The organism is Streptomyces sp. MJM8645 (assembly GCF_001625365.1).
GTDB lineage: Bacteria > Actinomycetota > Actinomycetes > Streptomycetales > Streptomycetaceae > Kitasatospora.
Genome location: NZ_LJJF01000002.1, coordinates 1,449,613 through 1,466,238 on the forward strand (window position 1 = coordinate 1,449,613; position 16,626 = coordinate 1,466,238).

Genomic DNA, 16,626 nt, shown 5'->3' on the forward strand with positions numbered 1-16,626 from the left:
ATGGGCACCCCTGTGAGTCCCGACGCGACCTCCGAAGACGTACTCGCCACCGCACCCGCGCGAGCCACCGATCCGCCGCCCACCGGGCACGACGGGCACTACCTGGGCCGGCGCCGTCTCTACCTGCGGCGCTTCCTGCGCAACCGGATCGCCGTCGCCGGCGTGGTGATCTTCCTGCTGCTCGTGCTGTTCAGCGCGCTCGGCGACCTGTTCACCCCGTACGGCTACGCGGACGCCGACTTCTCGGCACTGACCCAGGCCCCCGGCGCCGAGCACTGGTTCGGCACCAACCAGGGCGGCAACGACGTCTACGCCGCCGCCGTGCACGGCCTCCAGCGCTCGCTGGTGATCGCGGTGAGCGTGTCCGTGCTGACCGTCGCCATCGCCGCGGTCGTGGGCGCGGGCGCGGCCTACTTCGGGGGCCGGGTGGAGAAGGCCACCCTCGCCGTCGTCCACTTCCTGCTGATCGTGCCCTCCTTCCTCATCCTCGCCCTGGTCTCGCACCGGCTGGCGGGCGACTGGCGGGTCCTCATCCTCGTGCTGACGGTGTTCGGCTGGATGTCCACCGCGCGCGTGGTCTGGTCGGTGTCGACGTCCCTGCGCGAGCGCGACTACGTGCGCGCCGCGGAGTTCATGGGCGTGCGCCCCCTGCGCATCGTGGTGCGCCACATCATCCCGAACCTGGGCTCCCTGCTCATCGTCAACCTCACCCTGGGCGTGGTCTCCACCGTGCTCAGCGAGACCGCGCTGTCCTTCCTGGGCTTCGGCGTGCAGACCCCGGACGTGTCGCTGGGCACGATGCTCGCCGACGGCGCGGGCACCATCACCAGCGCCCCCTGGCTCTTCGCCTTCCCCGCCGGGCTGACCGTCCTGCTCACCGTCTCGATGACCTTCGTCGGCGACGGCCTGCGCGACGCCCTCGACCCCACGTCCACCACCGCCGCGGCAGGAGGCCGACGATGACCCTCGCACCCGACCGCCGCACCGGGCCCGTGGCCGGCTCCCCGGCCGGGCCCACCGAGCCCGCACCCGTCCTGTCCGTACGCGACCTGAGCGTCTCCTTCCCCTCCGAGGCCGGACCGGTGGAGGCCGTGCGCGGCATCGGCTTCGATCTGCTGCCCGGGCGCACCCTGGGCATCGTCGGCGAGTCCGGCTCGGGCAAGTCCGCCACCGCCCTCGCCGTCATGGGCCTGCTGCCGCCCACCGCGCGCCTCGGCGGCCGGATCCTGCTGGGCGGCCGCGACCTGGCGGCGATGGACGACAAGGGCCTCTCCCGGGTGCGCGGCAAGGACATCGGCATGGTCTTCCAGGACCCGATGTCCGCGCTCACGCCCATCTTCAGCGTCGGCCGGCTGCTCTCCCAGGCCCTGCGCGTGCACCGGGAACTGTCGAAGAAGGACGCGTGGGAGCAGGCGGTGGAACTGCTCGACCTGGTCGGCATCCCCGACCCGCGCGAACGCGCCAAGTCGTTCCCGCACGAGTTCTCCGGCGGCATGCGCCAACGTGTCGTCATCGCCCTGGCCATCGCCAACAAGCCCTCGGTCCTCGTCGCCGACGAGCCCACCACGGCGCTCGACGTCACCGTCCAGGCGCAGATCCTCGACGTGCTGCGCCTGGCCCAGCGCGAGACCGGCGCCGGCCTCGTCCTGATCACCCACGACCTGGGCGTGGTGGCGGGCCACGCCGACGACGTCGCCGTCATGTACGCCGGACGGATCGTCGAGCACGCGAGCGTCGACGAGCTCTTCCGCCGTCCCACGATGCCCTACACCGCCCGGCTGCTGGCCAGCATCCCCACCGTGGACAGCGGCGTCGAACGGCCCCTGATCCCGGTCGGCGGCGAGCCGCCCTCCCTGGTCGGCCTGCCCGGCGGCTGCCCCTTCGCGCCCCGCTGCGCGGTGGCCCTGGACGTGTGCCGGACCACCGAACCGGCCCTGACCGAACCGGCCCTGACCGCACCGGCCTTGACCGCACCGGGCGGGCAGCACGGACACGTCGGACACGTCGGACACGTCGCCTGCCACCGTGCGCAGGAGATCGCCGACGGAACCCTCGACCCGGCCGGGCGCGCCGCTGCCGTGCCGCCGGCCCGCGCCGGAGAGCGGACCGCGGGCGAGGTGGTCCTGCGCGTGGAGGACCTGGTCAAGACCTTCCCCGTCACCAAGGGGGCCCTCCTCAAGCGCCGGGTGGGAACCCTGCACGCGGTCAACCACGTCAGCTTCGAACTGCGCGCGGGCGAGACCCTGGGCCTGGTGGGGGAGTCCGGCAGCGGCAAGACCACCACGCTGCGCGAGGTGCTGCGGCTGCGCGCCCCCGAGGGCGGCCGCATCGAAGTGGCCGGCACCGACGTCGCCACGCTGCGGTCGGCGGCCCAGGTGCGCGAGCTGCGGCGCGACGTCCAGATCGTCCTCCAGGACCCGACGGACGCCCTGGACCCCCGCCTGACCGTCTTCGACCTGCTGGCCGAACCGCTCCAGGCCGCCGGTGCCGACCGGACGGCCATCCGGTCCCGGGTCACCCGTCTCCTGGACCTGGTGGGCCTGGACCGCACCATGGGCGACCGCTTCCCCGCCGCCCTGTCCGGCGGCCAGCGCCAGCGCGTCGGCATCGCCCGGGCCCTGGCCCGCGAGCCGAAGATCCTGGCCCTGGACGAGCCGCTGTCCGCGCTGGACGTCTCCGTGCAGGCCGAGATCATCAACCTGCTCGCCCGGCTGAAGCGCGAACTGGGCCTGGCGTACCTGCTGGTGGCCCACGACCTGGCCGTGGTGCGCTACGTCTCCGACCGCATCGCGGTGATGTACCTCGGACACATCGTCGAGTCCGGTGCCACCGAGGAGATCTTCGCCCGGCCCCGGCACCCGTACACCCAGGCCCTGCTGTCGGCGATCCCGGTGCCCGACCCGGAGCGCGAGCGCCACCGCGAGCGCATCGTCCTCGCGGGCGAGCAGCCCAGTGCCACCCGGCTGCCGGAGGGCTGTGTGTTCGTCGACCGCTGCCCGCTGTACCGGGAGGCCGACGAGAGCGTACGGACCCGCTGCCGCACCGAGCGGCCGGCGACCGTCGGCGCCCCGGACGGCTCCGACCACCAGTACGCCTGCCACGCGGTCTGACACCCGCCCTGCCCCGCCCCGCCCCCTTCTCACCGATTCCAACCAAGGACATCCCATGCGCCGGAAGCTCGCCCTGCCCCTCGCGCTCGCCGCGGCCGTCGCGGTCGCCGCCACCGCGTGCTCCTCCTCGTCCCCCGCCGGCGGACCCTCCGGCGGATCCTCCGGGCCGAACGCCACGAACGCCACGAACGCCGCCAAGGCCGCGTCCTCGGTCACCGACTACAACCCCCAGCCGTACGAGAACATCAGGGACGGCGGCACCTACACCACCGCGGGCACCTTCGACGAGCAGGGCAACCCCTTCAACGTCAACGGCACCCTGAACGCCTCGCGGATCTGGGCCTGGTACAATGCCCGCGCCATCACCTACTCGCCAACCGGCGAGGTCCAGTACAACCCGGACTACTACAGCGACGTGAAGGTCTCCGTCGAGGGCGGCGACCAGAAGGTCGTCATCACCCTCAACCCCAAGGCCGTCTTCAACGACGGCACCCCCATCGACTGGCGGGCCATCGAGGCCACCTGGAAGGCCGACAACGGCTCGGACAAGGACTACGCGGCCTCCTCCACCGACGGCTACGACCGCATCACCTCCGTCACCCGGGGCGCCGACGACAAGCAGGCGGTCATCGCCTTCAAGGGCGTCAACGCCTCCTGGTCCGCGCTGTTCACCACCTTCCTGCACCCCCAGGCCGCCACCGTCGACAACTTCAACAAGGCGTACGTCAAGACGGCCCACCCCGAATGGGGCACCGGACCGTACACCGTGGGCACCTGGGACGACCACTCCGGCAACATCACCTTCGTGCGCAACCCCAACTGGTGGGGCCGGCCGGGCAAGCTCGACAAGCGCGTCTACGTCAACCTGGAGAGCGCCGCCTCGATCAACGCCTTCAAGAACGGCGAACTCGACTACGCCCCCGTCGGGACCGCAGAGAACCTCAAGCAGGTGAAGACGGTCAAGGACGCCGAGATCCGCAGCGGCGGCAGCCCCTTCGAGTACGCGCTGTACCTCAACGCCAAGTCCCCGTTCCTCGGCGACGTCCAGGTCCGCAAGGCGGTGCAGGAGAGCATCGACCGTCCGCAGATAACGAAGATCCGGTTCCAGGGCCTCGACTACACGGAGCCGCTGCCCGGCTCGGCGGTGCTCTACAGCTTCCAACAGGGCTACCAGGACAACGTCGCCGCTGTCCTGAAGTACGACCCGCAGGAGGCGCGGAAGACCCTGGACGCGGCCGGCTGGAAGCCCGGAGCCGACGGCATCCGCGCCAAGGACGGCAAGCAACTCGAACTCGGCTACACCCTGCTCGGCGACGACCCCATCGAGAAGGCCACCGCCGGAGCGTTCACCGCGATGCTCAAGGCCGTCGGCGTGAAGGTGAACGTCAACAAGGTCTCCGAGAACGACTTCTCCAAGGTGCTCAGCGACCGCCGCTTCGACCTGTTCATCTCCGGCAACCGCTCGACGGACCCCTTCGGCGCGCGCTACCTGTGCGACTTCTACTGCTCGGACCGCGACTCCAACATCACCGGAACCGGCACTCCCGAGCTGGACAAGGAGATCCGCGCCACCGGCGAGATCGCCGACCTCGGCCAGCAGATCGCGGCCGTCAACAAGGTCGAGCAGAAGGCCCTCCAGCAGTACGCCTTCCTGCCGCTCTACAGCGGCCCCTCCACCTACGGCATCAGGAAGGGCCTCGCCAACGTCGGCGCCACCATCTTCTACAGCCCGCTGCCCGAGACCATCGGCTGGCAGAAGTAGCACCACTGCCCCGGCGATCTCGCGGGCCGAGCGGCTGCATGATCCTTGCTGTCGTGGGTATCGTTTGAGTCAGCAGTCGTGGATCCGAAGTACCGCAGCATCGGCAGTCGGAGGACCAGGGCGATCACCTCAACCCCAGGGGTACGCACCAGCGCGTATCCCGTCCCCGACCAGGGAGCAGCACATGGCCACCGGCATCGTGAAGTGGTTCAACGCCGAGAAGGGCTTCGGTTTCATCGAGCAGGACGGCGGCGGCCCGGACGTCTTCGCCCACTACTCCAACATCGACTCGCAGGGCTTCCGTGAGCTCCAGGAGGGCCAGAAGGTGACCTTCGACGTCACCCAGGGCCAGAAGGGCCCCCAGGCCGAGCACATCCGCCCCGCCTGACGTTCGCAGCGCGACGCCCCGTACCGCTCTGGTACGGGGCGTTCGTCATGCTCAGACCTGGTCGTGCCGGTTCATGGGCTGTCGGCATGGACGTCGAGCGGGACGTCGACCGGGATGTCGAGCGGGATGTCGAGCGGGACGGGACGGGCGGTCATCCTCGGGCGCGCCAGGCAGACAGGCGGCGGAACCAGCGGCGGCGCAGGCCGGTGCGGGGAGGCGGCGGAAGTTCGGCCTCCATGGGGGAGGCGAAGGTGCGCAGCAGGACCTCGGGGGCTGAGCCTGGTCCACCCGGCGGCTCCGCGGGCGGCGGCGGCAGCAATACGGGCAGGTAGGCAGAGGGGGGAATCGGTGGGGGGTTCGGTGGGGGGTCCGGCAACGCGGGCGGCTGCTCGGGTCGCGGTGCGGGCTGCGGTGCGGGCTGCGGGTACCCGCGTGTGCCGAGGCGCACGGTCGTCGTGTCCCGAGGTGGCACGGGCAGGACCGCCCCGGTCGGCATGCCGAGTGGTCGGAGTCGTACGGTCGGCCCTCCTGGAGCGGGTCGCAGGAGTGTCTCGGCCGTGGCGAGATTCGGCGGCGGTTCCAGGGCCCGGTCCGGTGAGAGCTGGTATGGGCGGTCGAGGTCGAGGACGAGCTGTGCGCGCCGCAGCGTGGCGCGGGAGATGGTGTCGGGTAGCCAGTCTCCGCGGGCGAGCTGCCGCTGTGCGGTGGTGATTCGGCGGTCGGAGAGCGATCTGAGCAGGCCCTCGGCTGTTGGCCGGTGGGCGGGGTCCTTGCTCAGGCAGGTACGGACCCAGCCGTCGAGGTCCGCGGGCAGCGAGGACAGCCGGGGCTCGCCGTGGAGCACGTTGTAGATCACGTTGACGAGGTTGTCCCCGTCGAAGGGCGACGATCCGGTCGCTGCGAAGGCCATCACGATTCCGAGGGCGAAGACGTCGGTCTCGGGCCGCACGGGCCGTCCCGTGACCTGTTCCGGGGCCAGGTAGCCCGGGGTTCCGATGATCACTCCGGTCGATGTCTGCCTGGTCGAGTCGGCCGTGATCGAGACCCCGAAGTCGATCAGTCGCGGGCCCTGCGCAGTGAGCAGGACGTTCGACGGTTTGAGATCCCGGTGCACCACGCCGGCCTCGTGCACGGAGTGCAGGGCCCTGAGGAGTCCGTACCACAGCGCGTACAGCGAGTCGGCCGGGAACGGGCCGAAGGCGTTGACGCTCTGCTGGAGGGAGAGCCCGGGGATGAAGGCCGTGGCCATCCAGACGCCGTTCTCGTCGGCCTCCGCGTCCAGGAGCGGCGCCGTGAAGTCTTCGGGGATCCGTGACACCACGGCGATCTCGCGCCGGAAGCGTTCTTGCGCCTCCGGCTCGCTCAGCAGTTCCGGGCGCAGGACTTTGACCGCCGCGGCCCGGCCCGTGGCCGAGCGCGCGAGGTACACGATCCCCATGCCGCCCGCACCGAGGCGGCCCAGCAGCCGGTAGGCACCCAGCTCTCGGCGGTCCCTGGAGGAGAGCGGCGCCAGCCCGTCGGGCATGCCGGTCCGGTCGTCGGGTTCAGCCATCGCTCCACTTCCCGAAACCGCGTCGGTCGGTGCTCCGGTGTCCGCGACCGAAGAGGATCTCCGACCTGAGCCGCCGGTCCGCCCGGCGGCGCCAGCGGGCCAGCAGAGCCTCGTTCGCACGGACCTCGGGGTGGTCGGGGCCGAGCGTCCGGCGCAGGTCCGGCAGCACCTCGTGGAAGATGCGGAGCGCGGTGCGGACGTCTCCGTCCGCACCGGTCCAGTGGGCGAGCCGGGCGCGGTTCACCAGGGCCACCTCGTCCTGTTCTCCCAGGATCCAGTCCAGGTCGTCGAGCAGCTGCCGGAAGAGGGCGATCGCCGTGCGCGGGTCGCCGGCCTCGCCGGTCCAGTGTGCGTGCTGGCTGCGTGCGAGGAGCGTCTCGCGGGCGTCCCGCCCGGCGACCCGGCTCAGGTCCGGCACCACCGCCGCGAACAGCCCGCGGGCGCCCTTGGGCGAACCCGACAGGCCGGTCCACTGGCCGAGCCGGGCCCGGCCGATCAGTGTGTGCAGGTCGTCGGCGCCGAGCAGCCAGTAGAGGTCGGGGACGAGGGAGTCGAGCAGGCGGACGGCCTGCCGGGTCTGGCCGGTCCGTCCCGTCCACTGGGCTTGGTTGATCCGCCCGACCAGCGTGTCGCGATCCTCCGCTCCGAAGACCCGGTGCAGGTCCGTCACCAGGAGGTCGGTGAGCCGAGCGGCGGAGCCGGTGTCGCCGGAGACCCCTATCCAATGGGCCAGCCGGCCCCGGCCCAGTAGTGTCTCGCGGTCGTCCGGGCCGAGGGCGCGGACCAGATCGGTGACCACCTCGCCGGCGAGGCGCGCCGCCTCCACCGGCTGCCCGGCCTCCCCGGTCCAGTGGGCGAGCTGGGCACGGCCGACGAGCGTCACCCGGTTGTCGACGCCGAGCACCCGGGTCAACGCGCCCACCGCCGCCGTGGACAGGTCCAGCGCCTCGCGGACCTGGCCGGCGGCGCCCAGCCACTGGGCGTACTCGATTCGCCCGGCCAGGGTGTCCGGATCGTCGGAGCCCAGGATCTGTGTCATCTCGTCGAGGACGTTGCCCAGCTCCGAGGCGGCGGACCGCGCGTGGCCGCCCTGGCCGAGTCGCCGCCCGGCCTGCACGAGGGATTGGAAGCGCTGCCTTTCGGTGACCGGCCCTTGGCCTTCCGTGACCGGTCCGCGGCGGCTGTCGGCGGCTTCGCCCGGGCCCACCCGAGTGGGGCGTCTGGTCCGCGGGCGGCTGAGGATCAGATTGGCGGCGGTGTCGGTGCCGCACTGCTCCGGTTCCGGCCACCCCCGCGAGCGCAGCGCGAGTCTCAGGTGGGGAAAGAGCGCGCCCAGCGACACTCCCTCGGGACCGGCGTCGTCGACCCCGTTGCGCAGCGCGCGCAGCAACTCGCCGGTGAAGGCGGTGTGCCGTTTGCCCTCCTCGAAGCGGGAGGGCGAGTTGGGCGGCGACGAGACCAGCGTGTACGCGCCGGCGATCTCCAACTGTTCGGCCACCGGCGGGGTGCCCCCGGACAGCCCGCCCGCGACCGCGCGGCCGGAGAAGCAGCAGTCGAGGATGAGTACCCGCACGCGTGCCGGACTGGCCTGGAAGGCTTCCCGGATGACATCGAGCGGGCAGGCCGTCAGGGACGGCATGCTCTGGTCGGTCTCGGTGAGTGCGAGGTAGAGCTCCCCCTTCTTGGACCCGATCAGGCCGTGGCCGGAGTAGTAGACCAGGAGCACGTCCTCGGCGGCTGCCGCCGCGTTCAGCAGCGGCAGCCCGAGGTCCCTCGGCTGTCGCGGGTCCAGCACGGTGATGCTGCGCTCGGGTGCGAACGCGCCCGGTTGTCCTTCGATCAGGACATCCCGGAAGTCCAGCACGTTGTTCGTGATCGACGGTACGTCCGCAGGCCCGCCCTGGTGCGAGTAGTGCGCGGTGCCGATCAGCACGGCCCACGAGCGAGAGGCGTCGGGAAGCCGGAACACGGTCAGTCCGAGACGTCGTCGGTCCGCCGGCCGGAGTGCAGGGCGGCCTTGAGCACCGATTCCACATCGGCACGCGCGACGTGCTCGGCCGTCACCTCGGTGCGGGTACCGTCCGGATTCACGGTCTTGAGCTTGATGCTGCTGGTGCGGGGCTGGCTCAGGTACACCTTGAGCGAGGCGGCGAGAGTGGTGAGCGTGCCGCCCGCCCCCAACGCCACGACGAGGGTGTCGGACCAGGACCCGAGCTCGCCCGGACCGGGCGTCGCCGCCGCGACGCGAACCCGGCCGCGGAACGCCGGCTCGTCGGCCAGCCAGTCGCGCAGGTCGAGGACAGCATCGGGGCCTCCTGCTTCCACCGCAAACCAGGATTCCACCACAGCGATTCCCCCTAGGATCGAACCGGCGCGAGTGCTCCGCATCCTTATAGGACGGCAGCAGGGCGCGCCCTGTTCCCCTTGCGACCAAAACGTTATGACTGACCGTCAGAAGATCGCCATGGGATCGGCGCAGCAGGCGACGGCGGCGGGCATCGAGCTTGGGCAACAGGCGGGCGGGAAGACCTCCCAGCCCGCGTACGACATCACCCGTCGAAACCGTCCACGCCTGCTACGTACTGGCGGGCAGCACACCAGTGCTCGTGCACAACGGCAGTTGCCCCATCGGATTCACGGGGCTGGGCGGAGGCGGGTTCCAGCCGCCGGCCGGCCTCCGAGTGTTCCGTCGTCCTGCACCGCATGGCCGACCTCGCGATCACGCGCGCCGCCGCAGCCCGGGGCCGGCCAGGGGTGTGGCCGGCCCCGGGGCGCTCAGTGGCAGACGAGCTTGTTGCGTGCGAGCTCCTGGACGGTGCCGGGGGAGACCGGCGTGTCGCAGGAGACGGTGCCCTCGATCTCGGCGTCGAAGGTGCTGTAGGTGGGGTGGGAGCCGAAGGCGTAGGCCCAGTACCCGTCGCCGGGGTCGCTGCTCGGGGGGTAGCGGGGGAGGCAGACGTACGCGTCGGCTTTGCCCTGGACGCGGTTTGTGCCCTTGAACACCGCGTAGTCGCCGGGGCGGGAGAAGTTCAGCGTGACCTTCTGGGACCACGTGCTGGTGCTGGACTTGGTGTTCTGGACGGAGAACCCGACCTTGATGGAGACCTTGGCGAAGAACGCGCCCACCTCCGAGTTGATCTCGGTCGAGGCGTTGAACGTGGTGCTGACGTTCTGGACCTCGGTCACGGTGGTCTCGATGGAGCCGGTGGTGCCGGGGGCGATGGTGATGCCCTTCCAGTGCGTGAGCACCGGGTCGACGACGGCGGTCGAGACCTCGTACAGCCCGTACCGGTCCACGCGGGGGTCGCACGGGCCGCCCGGTTCGGCCGCGTGGGCCGTGCCGGCGCCGAAGGCCGAAGCCGCCACGGTCAGGACGGCGAGCGCGGCGGGTAAGGACAGCCGCCGCAGGAAGGTGTTCGCCAAGAGGACTCCTCGGGGAGGGGAGGCGCCAGGCGGTCACACCGCCGACACCTGGCATGCATTTGTCAGATCATGCCCCGATCGCCTCCACCGCACACTCACAACTCCCAACTCCCTCGTACAAAAAGAAGGTTGGCCGTGCACGCAGCCTGTGGCGTCGCCGTTCGTGCGGGCGGTGGGGCGAGCCGCGCGCAGGGCGGTGCGGGCCGGGTCGACGCCGCTGGTCGTGGGCGTGTCATCAGGCAGCCTTTCCGAACCGGTCGCACCAGGTGTTGAGGAGCTCCCCGTCCTCGCCGGTCAGCGCGGCTACCGGCCGGGCGGGACGGGCGTGCTCGCGCACTCGCCGCTACACCTCGTCGGCCCCGGTGTCAGCCGGCGAGGCCCTGACCTGCACACCTCCGGTTGTCCCACTCCGTGTCAGGCGATCCCAGTCTCAGAGTCGTGCCGGCTCCTCATGGGTCGGCGTTCAGCCGGCAGTGCTCGGCCGAACCGTGCGGATCAGAGTCTCGGCGGCGGACTTGTCTCCGGCCATTCGGCCTGCTTGGGCTACGCCTGCTCGTAGGCCTCGGAAAGAATGCCCGTCAAGGCGTGGGCGATCTCCGCACGCAGTTCCTCGTGCTGCGGACCCAAACGGTGTTTCGGGGCAGTCCGCTCATCTCCGTAACACCACACCGGGCTGTGGAGAAGGTGCGGCGGCTCCCACTCGTAGCGCGGGTGAATGTGACCGTGGAGGTGCTCCCACGAGTTCCCGAGCACCTCGTAGTTCAGCCGACGGAAGGCCTGGTCCCGCCTGCCACACGAAGCCTCGACAGCCTCCCCCAGGAGAGAAAGGTCGAGCAGGAAGCGGGACCGCTCGTCCCGGGGCAGATCCGTCAGGTGGTTCGCAGCGCCCGCGTACAGCAGCAGGCAGTACCCGGGAAGGTGCTGCGTGTCGCCGATCACAGCCCAGCCGGTCCGCATCCGGGCCAGCACCGTGGGGTTCTCAGCATGCTCGGCCGCAGCGATCCGATCTTCTTTCCAATCTTTCATGTCCCATGGATACCAGGCCACTTGGCTGCTCGGCGGGGCGTAGAGGCGCCGGTCGGCGGGCGGCCAGGACGACTGATATTCCATCACTTCGACACGTGCCGCCGCGGCGCCCGAGATGCGCACCGGACAGCGCGTCCGGCCTGCGTCCCGTGCGCGCCGGCGAGAGGGAAACCGCGAGCGTGGGCGGAGCGCCGCTGTCCACTTGTCACTTCATCGCAGCCTCGGGCAGGCGGGCCCGATACTGTCGTTCAGGGGATCGCTTGAATCGCGAGGCCCCGGAATCGGGAAGTGTTCTTCGCGTGCAGGCGAAATTCAAAGCCTTGGCCGTCGCGACGGCTTCGGTGGCCGCGCTCGGGGTGGGCATGGGGACGGCGCACGCTTCCACAGCGCCGTCCGCAGCAGTCGATCCGAGCGGCTTCCACGCCGGCACCACCACTCCGGTTACCACCGCCGCACCCGCGGGCAGCAGCCGCTCCGGCGCCGCCGGCGATACACAGATCCCGAACACCGCCCGGACGGGCTCCTCCCGCTGCTCGGCCCAGCCGTCCGCGCCCAGCCCGCGCAGCGCCTTCAGCGGATCGGCCATCGCAGCGGGGGACAGCGCCTCACCGAACACCCCGTGGTGGCCGCCGAGGATCTGCGCGAGCTGGTGCGCCACGGACTTCCACGGCCGCTCGACTGACGGCCGCCCCAGCCCGGTGAGGATCTGCGGCAACGCCCAGTGGCTCGCCACCTGGTGAGGAATCCACTCGTCATGAATCCAGCTCGCCTGTGCCGGATACCACGGATCGGCCAGTAGGTCCGCTCCGCCCATGCGGAGGTGGACCGGCGGGGCGGCCGGCGACTCCGGCTCGTTCTCAATCGGATGACATGGCTCCGGACTCTCGGTTGCGTGACAGATCCTCTCGGTCGCAGCGCTTCCTCAGGGCCCGGTCGAGAGGCGCTCGCAGGGCGGGCGAGGTCAGTTCCAGGTCACGGTTGTCTCGGCCGTCGAGCATGTGGTCGAGCCAGCGTTCGTACCAGGCCAGGAAGTCGGTGGCCGATGAGACGTTGGGGCCCCAGAAGCCGTCGGCGTTTCCGGTGACGACGCGGCCGGCCAGGGGACCGGTGATACCGAGAAGCACCAGGTCGGTGCACCCTGCCTCGATGATGTGCAGGAAAAGGTCACTTCGGTGAGACGGACCGTCGGCGAACGTGAACCCCCGAGGGCGGCCGGGCTCACCTTGCGGGTCCATCGTGAACAGCCGACATGACGGCAACGGCAGCAGGCCGTAGAAAGGCGATGCTCCGCCCCCGTTCAGTGTGGTCAGGAAGCCTCGGTAGGGATCAGGCAGTTCGATGTGGTGATCGGCCTCGAACTCGTCGACCTTCGCGTCCGGCAACGGGGGTTCGAGACGGAACCCGTGCTTCTCTTCACCGAAGGAATGGCTTCGCAGCGCGGCATAGGGCGCCTTGGCCAGCTTGCGTCGGATGCGGGCGATCCGGGAGTCCATGCGAACTCTTCTCTCTGTCCTCCCGCAAACTACCTGCTCACCGGCAGAGATGTCACCAGTGTGATCAGCTGCCCGTAAGCCAGTTGTGCCCGGCGTCATGCGCTGGGACCCTCCCCAAGTGACCAACACGAGCACGGAACTGCGATCCGAGGCCGGATGGGACGGCCCCTACTACCGCGTCCGAACCGATGGCTTCGAGGCTTCCTTCCTCCCGAACCCCGATGAGGCACTCGACGAGGTCTGCAACGTCGATACCGAGGTCCGCCTCCCCGACGGCTCACGCTGGAGCGCAACGATCTTCACCGTCGCCGAGGTCAGCCGGTTGATGAAGAGATGGGAGGAGACAGGAGAAGCGGCAGGTGGACGGAGCTTCTGGTGCTCGGACGGGCTGATCGTTCGAGATCCCGGCATCCGGGAGATGGTGACCGTGATCACCGAGCTGCTTGCTTCGGGAGAGTTCGAAGGGGCCTTCCATCACCTGGATGACTCGGTGCGAGCTCTTGTCCAGTCTCATTAGATCTTGCAGGGGCGGGGCCGTTGACCTGCGGGGTGACAGGCTGACCGGCGACTTCCTGATGGAGTAACAAGGCGTTGTGGAAGACCCGAAGGTGGTGCTGATGACGTGTCTCATCGATCACGGCAGAGGTGATGCCGCTTGAGCAGGGCGTTGTCAGGATGGCGAGACGCTTGACGCCCGGTCTCGCACTGAAGATGGCAGTTTCCTGATCAGAGCCCGCAGCAGCGGAGGTGCTCAGGAAGGATGTCGCCGCTGACGCCGCTGACGCCGCTGAAGCTGCCGACGGGCAGTCGACCAAACGATCTCGAACTCATCGGCCAACAGCCACTGCGGGTCGTGCCCCTCCCACTGGGAGATGGGCAGTTCCGCAGTCAGACCGTAAACACTCTCGTATTCAGCCAGCTGACCGGCACTTTGGGCTTCTTGCCACTCGGCCAGCGACGCGGCGGCCAGCACCTTGCTTCCGGGCTCCTGCAACTCGACTTGCCGGATCACGTGCCCATCGGTGTCCAGCTCGAAGTAGAAGCAGACGGCCTCCTCACCCCAGAAGCAGCGAACCCAGCGCGTCACTGGTTCACCGTGCCGAAGGGCTCGTCGTGCCATCGCCAGCCGGCGGTGCCGTCGTCGTGGATGTGCAGCATGAACTCAGCGACGGGACTTCCGCCGGGAAACGTCATGGTGAGCGCACTGCGGATCCGGAAGTAGCACTCGTCGAGCTGCTCCCAGTCCTCTTCGTCGATGGCCCGCTCCCGCTCCGCGAAGAGTGGACGGAACTCTTCAAAGCCGGAAAGTGTCTCGACGTCGGCGTGCATCCAGGGCCAATCGGCGCCGGTCACCGCCAGCTGGGCAACCTCAAGGTCGCCGCGGTGGAGCCGCCAGACCCTGCCGGTGGCCAGATTCGGGTTGCTCATGTCCCCATGATGGCGATCACCGCTGACATTGACGCTGATACTCATCTGCTGTTCGGCGCTCTCGTCGAGTGCCATCGCCATGGTGGCGCCAGCATCCGCTCTGTCTGCGGTGGAGGTTCGCTGCGCCGCAGGTCAGGAAGTGTCCGCTCCGCCCGCGGGAAGGTGCCCCCGGTGACGCTGGCCACGATGACGGCGCCGATGGTGTCCGCTCCGCCCACGGAGGCGGTCGTCGTCGAGCACCGCGCTGGCACGGCCAGGTCGGGGCGCTGCTGGAAGTCCTCGGACGGCCGGGGAATGCGAGACGTGGAGTCCACTCCCCGATGGCCGGAGGGTAGGTCACCTGCCCGCGCGCCAGACCACCGACGTGGCCCACCGCCGTCTCGCCAGCACCGTAGCCGAACCGCTGTATACCTCCCTGGAACGCGTCGGCCAGCCGCCGCGTTGACGGCGCCGGCCATGGGTGGAGTCGATCCCCCCGCCCGTTGGCTCTGCTCACCGGGAAGTACGCGACGGCCGACGCGAACTGGGACAAGGCCGCCCGGCGCCCCGTGCACCACTGGGGGGTACTGTCAGCCTTGCCCGCCAGGAACTGGGTCGTCAAGGTATGGGCCGGATACCGTGGGGGCCCGGTCACAGCGCGATAGCGCCGCAGGTCAAAGCATTGGTAAGGGCGGGCCGGGCACCTTGATGCCGGCCCCGCCCCGCTCGTTCGTTCTGTCAGCGCAGAACAAAGTGATCAACCCTGTGATGACAACCGGCCCCGCTGCCTACGGCGCAGTCCATCGGTACGCCCGCCCGCCCCGGGCGCCGAGTGAGTGCCAGACGGGCGCGGACGGTCCGCGCTGGATGAGGTCCTCGATGCGGGCGGCGCCGGCCGGGACAGCGGCCAGCATGTCGGCGGTGGCCGGGTTCTCCTCGGCGGCGAGGCGCAGGTCCGCCACCGCGCCGTGCACCCCAGCAGCCTCCGTGCCGACCAGGGCCACCAGCAGCCGTGGGAACGCCCGCCAGCGCCGTTCCCACGCCCTGACCCGGTCGTCCGGGCCCGCCCGCTCCCACAGCCGGGCGCAGGCCGCCAGCTGCCCCGCTGTCGAGGCACAGCCCGGGGGAGCGGAGAGGGTCCGTCGGCAAGCCGACGGACCCTCATGCAAGATCGAGGTCACGATGGTCGGGACTTGGCCTGTCCGGGCCCTGGTTCCAGGGTGTAGCGTCAGCAGCTGCTTTGCACGGGGATCCCGTACGGGGATCCGGTGCCGTAGTCCCAGTAAGTGCTTTCCGCCGCCGAGTTGACCAGACGGCACGGAACCAGGATGGCTTGGGCTTCCCAGCGATCGGGGTTGGCGTGGTGGATTTCGATCCCGGGCCAGGAGTAGACGTCCTTGGTGTTGGTGTCGAGGTACTGGTCGCCTGCCTGCCCGTAGTACGGCGAGAACACCGAGACATGAATCGTGGCGCCTGCGTTGGTCTGCTGGAATGTGCCGGACCACTGGAAGTGGGCCCGAACGTTGGTGACGGTTGAACTGCAGTGCTGGTACTGCTGCTCAACCTGACCAACGTAGGTCCGGTATGAGTTGATGTACAGGTTGCCGGGCGAGCCGACGTTGTTCCACGGTGCCCCACAGTCGCCATCTGCGTGGGCGGCGGGCGCGATAGCCAGGCCCGAAAGCGCGGTGGCACCCGCGATCACCGCGGCCGCGATGGTCTTGCGTATGTGCATGATTCCCCCATGAATCAAGCCCCGTGGCGGGGCTGTCCTGGGTTCGACGCTACGAGCAGGCTGCGCGTACGCCCCAGATGAGTTCCAGCCATACATGCCACCGGTGTGGCGGCGCTGTGAGCTTCGCCCGCTGTGCGGGCGGTGGTGATTATCTGGTCAGGATGGGTGTGGATGGTTGGATGGTCACTGGTTCGGTGGTCGCCTGGTCGGTGTAGTGCTTGGCTTCGTACTCGTCGGGGCTGAGCCAGTCGAGGCGCTTTTGGATACGGCGGGTGTTGTACCAGCCGTCGATGTAGGCGAACAGGGCGAGGTCGGCGTCGGGGCGGCTGGCAGTGGGTCGGGCCGCCGCTGGAGGGTTCGGAATGAGCCGCGGCTGGGGTATGTCGGCTCGCAGCCGTCCGGGATGCAACGGCGAGGCCTGGCAGGCGGCGGCGATTTCGCCGGTTCGCCTGCCAGGCCTCACTAGTGTTCTGGTATCAGGTCCTTACGGGTTTCCTCCGCTAGGGCAAGGAATCCCCGTCGGGCGTATACGGAACCGACCGGCAGAAGTCGGCGATTTGCGTCGTCATCTCCTGGAAGTCCTCCCGCGTGCGGCCGATGTAGTCCCAGAGGGCTTCGTCCGACGCGGTGAGGTTGTCCGCGGTCAGCATCGCGGAGATGACGACCACCAGCTCACTCCGGTTCAGCTTCAGGACGTATTCTCCGTCGATGTATTCGGTCTTCATTTCGC

At 69.7% G+C, this 16,626-nt stretch carries 17 protein-coding genes; 5 read left to right on the plus strand and 12 right to left on the minus strand.

Going from position 1 to position 16,626, the window contains the following annotated elements; all coding sequences use genetic code 11:
* The 4 genes from A6F73_RS36670 to A6F73_RS36685 all read left to right on the plus strand — a co-directional run bounded on the left by A6F73_RS36670 (position 1) and on the right by A6F73_RS36685 (position 5,260).
* Positions 1 to 963 (plus strand): ABC transporter permease, encoded by a 963-nt coding sequence (locus A6F73_RS36670; protein ID WP_167745915.1) that lies wholly within the window; start codon positions 1 to 3, stop codon positions 961 to 963.
* Positions 960 to 3,110 carry an ABC transporter ATP-binding protein gene (locus A6F73_RS36675; protein WP_079136577.1) on the plus strand — a complete coding sequence of 717 codons (2,151 nt, stop codon included), beginning with the start codon at positions 960 to 962 and terminating at the stop codon, positions 3,108 to 3,110. Before A6F73_RS36670 ends, A6F73_RS36675 begins: the two co-directional genes overlap by 4 nt.
* A gap of 55 nt (positions 3,111 to 3,165) precedes the next feature.
* Positions 3,166 to 4,872, plus strand: coding sequence for an ABC transporter family substrate-binding protein (locus A6F73_RS36680; protein WP_208869259.1), 1,707 nt, complete (start codon positions 3,166 to 3,168; stop codon positions 4,870 to 4,872).
* A gap of 184 nt (positions 4,873 to 5,056) precedes the next feature.
* A complete protein-coding gene (locus A6F73_RS36685; protein ID WP_063352633.1) occupies positions 5,057 to 5,260 on the plus strand; it encodes a cold-shock protein in 204 nt (67 codons plus the stop codon).
* A 151-nt stretch (positions 5,261 to 5,411) separates the two neighbouring features.
* Here the strand turns inward: A6F73_RS36685 and A6F73_RS44300 are convergent, their stop codons facing one another.
* The 7 genes from A6F73_RS44300 to A6F73_RS36720 form a co-directional block, all read right to left on the minus strand.
* On the minus strand, positions 5,412 to 6,812 hold the full coding sequence (locus tag A6F73_RS44300) for a serine/threonine-protein kinase (RefSeq protein ID WP_063352634.1): 1,401 nt from the start codon (positions 6,810 to 6,812) through the stop codon (positions 5,412 to 5,414).
* Entirely contained in the window at positions 6,805 to 8,745 is a 1,941-nt protein-coding gene (locus A6F73_RS36695; protein WP_159398734.1) for a tetratricopeptide repeat protein, read from the minus strand. The genes A6F73_RS44300 and A6F73_RS36695 overlap by 8 nt, the downstream gene beginning before the upstream one ends.
* A gap of 38 nt (positions 8,746 to 8,783) precedes the next feature.
* Positions 8,784 to 9,137, minus strand: a complete 354-nt coding sequence (locus tag A6F73_RS42005; protein WP_079136578.1) for a hypothetical protein — start codon at positions 9,135 to 9,137, stop codon at positions 8,784 to 8,786.
* A gap of 450 nt (positions 9,138 to 9,587) precedes the next feature.
* The gene (locus tag A6F73_RS36705) at positions 9,588 to 10,235 is read right to left on the minus strand and encodes a hypothetical protein (RefSeq protein ID WP_063352637.1); all 648 of its coding nucleotides are present in this window, start codon (positions 10,233 to 10,235) and stop codon (positions 9,588 to 9,590) included.
* A 543-nt stretch (positions 10,236 to 10,778) separates the two neighbouring features.
* Positions 10,779 to 11,384 carry an HIT domain-containing protein gene (locus A6F73_RS36710; RefSeq protein ID WP_244293839.1) on the minus strand — a complete coding sequence of 202 codons (606 nt, stop codon included), beginning with the start codon at positions 11,382 to 11,384 and terminating at the stop codon, positions 10,779 to 10,781.
* An 82-nt stretch (positions 11,385 to 11,466) separates the two neighbouring features.
* Positions 11,467 to 12,075: an HD domain-containing protein gene (locus A6F73_RS36715; protein WP_063352638.1), complete on the minus strand. Its 609-nt coding sequence runs from the start codon at positions 12,073 to 12,075 to the stop codon at positions 11,467 to 11,469.
* 43 nt (positions 12,076 to 12,118) lie between these two features.
* Positions 12,119 to 12,754, minus strand: coding sequence for an SMI1/KNR4 family protein (locus A6F73_RS36720; protein WP_063352639.1), 636 nt, complete (start codon positions 12,752 to 12,754; stop codon positions 12,119 to 12,121).
* A gap of 97 nt (positions 12,755 to 12,851) precedes the next feature.
* Between A6F73_RS36720 and A6F73_RS36725 the strand changes: the two genes are divergently transcribed.
* Complete coding sequence (locus tag A6F73_RS36725; protein ID WP_107453169.1) at positions 12,852 to 13,271, plus strand: hypothetical protein; 420 nt, start codon at positions 12,852 to 12,854, stop codon at positions 13,269 to 13,271.
* 234 nt (positions 13,272 to 13,505) lie between these two features.
* Here A6F73_RS36725 and A6F73_RS36730 read toward each other — a convergent pair whose 3' ends face one another.
* From A6F73_RS36730 to A6F73_RS36750, 5 genes are all read right to left on the minus strand, one after another.
* Positions 13,506 to 13,841: a hypothetical protein gene (locus A6F73_RS36730; protein WP_063352641.1), complete on the minus strand. Its 336-nt coding sequence runs from the start codon at positions 13,839 to 13,841 to the stop codon at positions 13,506 to 13,508.
* Positions 13,838 to 14,263, minus strand: a complete 426-nt coding sequence (locus A6F73_RS36735; protein ID WP_079136579.1) for a hypothetical protein — start codon at positions 14,261 to 14,263, stop codon at positions 13,838 to 13,840. The genes A6F73_RS36730 and A6F73_RS36735 overlap by 4 nt, the downstream gene beginning before the upstream one ends.
* 686 nt (positions 14,264 to 14,949) lie before the next feature.
* The gene (locus A6F73_RS42010) at positions 14,950 to 15,342 is read right to left on the minus strand and encodes a hypothetical protein (RefSeq protein WP_159398735.1); all 393 of its coding nucleotides are present in this window, start codon (positions 15,340 to 15,342) and stop codon (positions 14,950 to 14,952) included.
* A 47-nt stretch (positions 15,343 to 15,389) separates the two neighbouring features.
* Entirely contained in the window at positions 15,390 to 15,896 is a 507-nt protein-coding gene (locus A6F73_RS36745) for a hypothetical protein (protein WP_063352643.1), read from the minus strand.
* A gap of 500 nt (positions 15,897 to 16,396) precedes the next feature.
* Entirely contained in the window at positions 16,397 to 16,621 is a 225-nt protein-coding gene (locus tag A6F73_RS36750) for a hypothetical protein (RefSeq protein WP_063352644.1), read from the minus strand.
* Positions 16,622 to 16,626 lie beyond the last annotated feature (5 nt).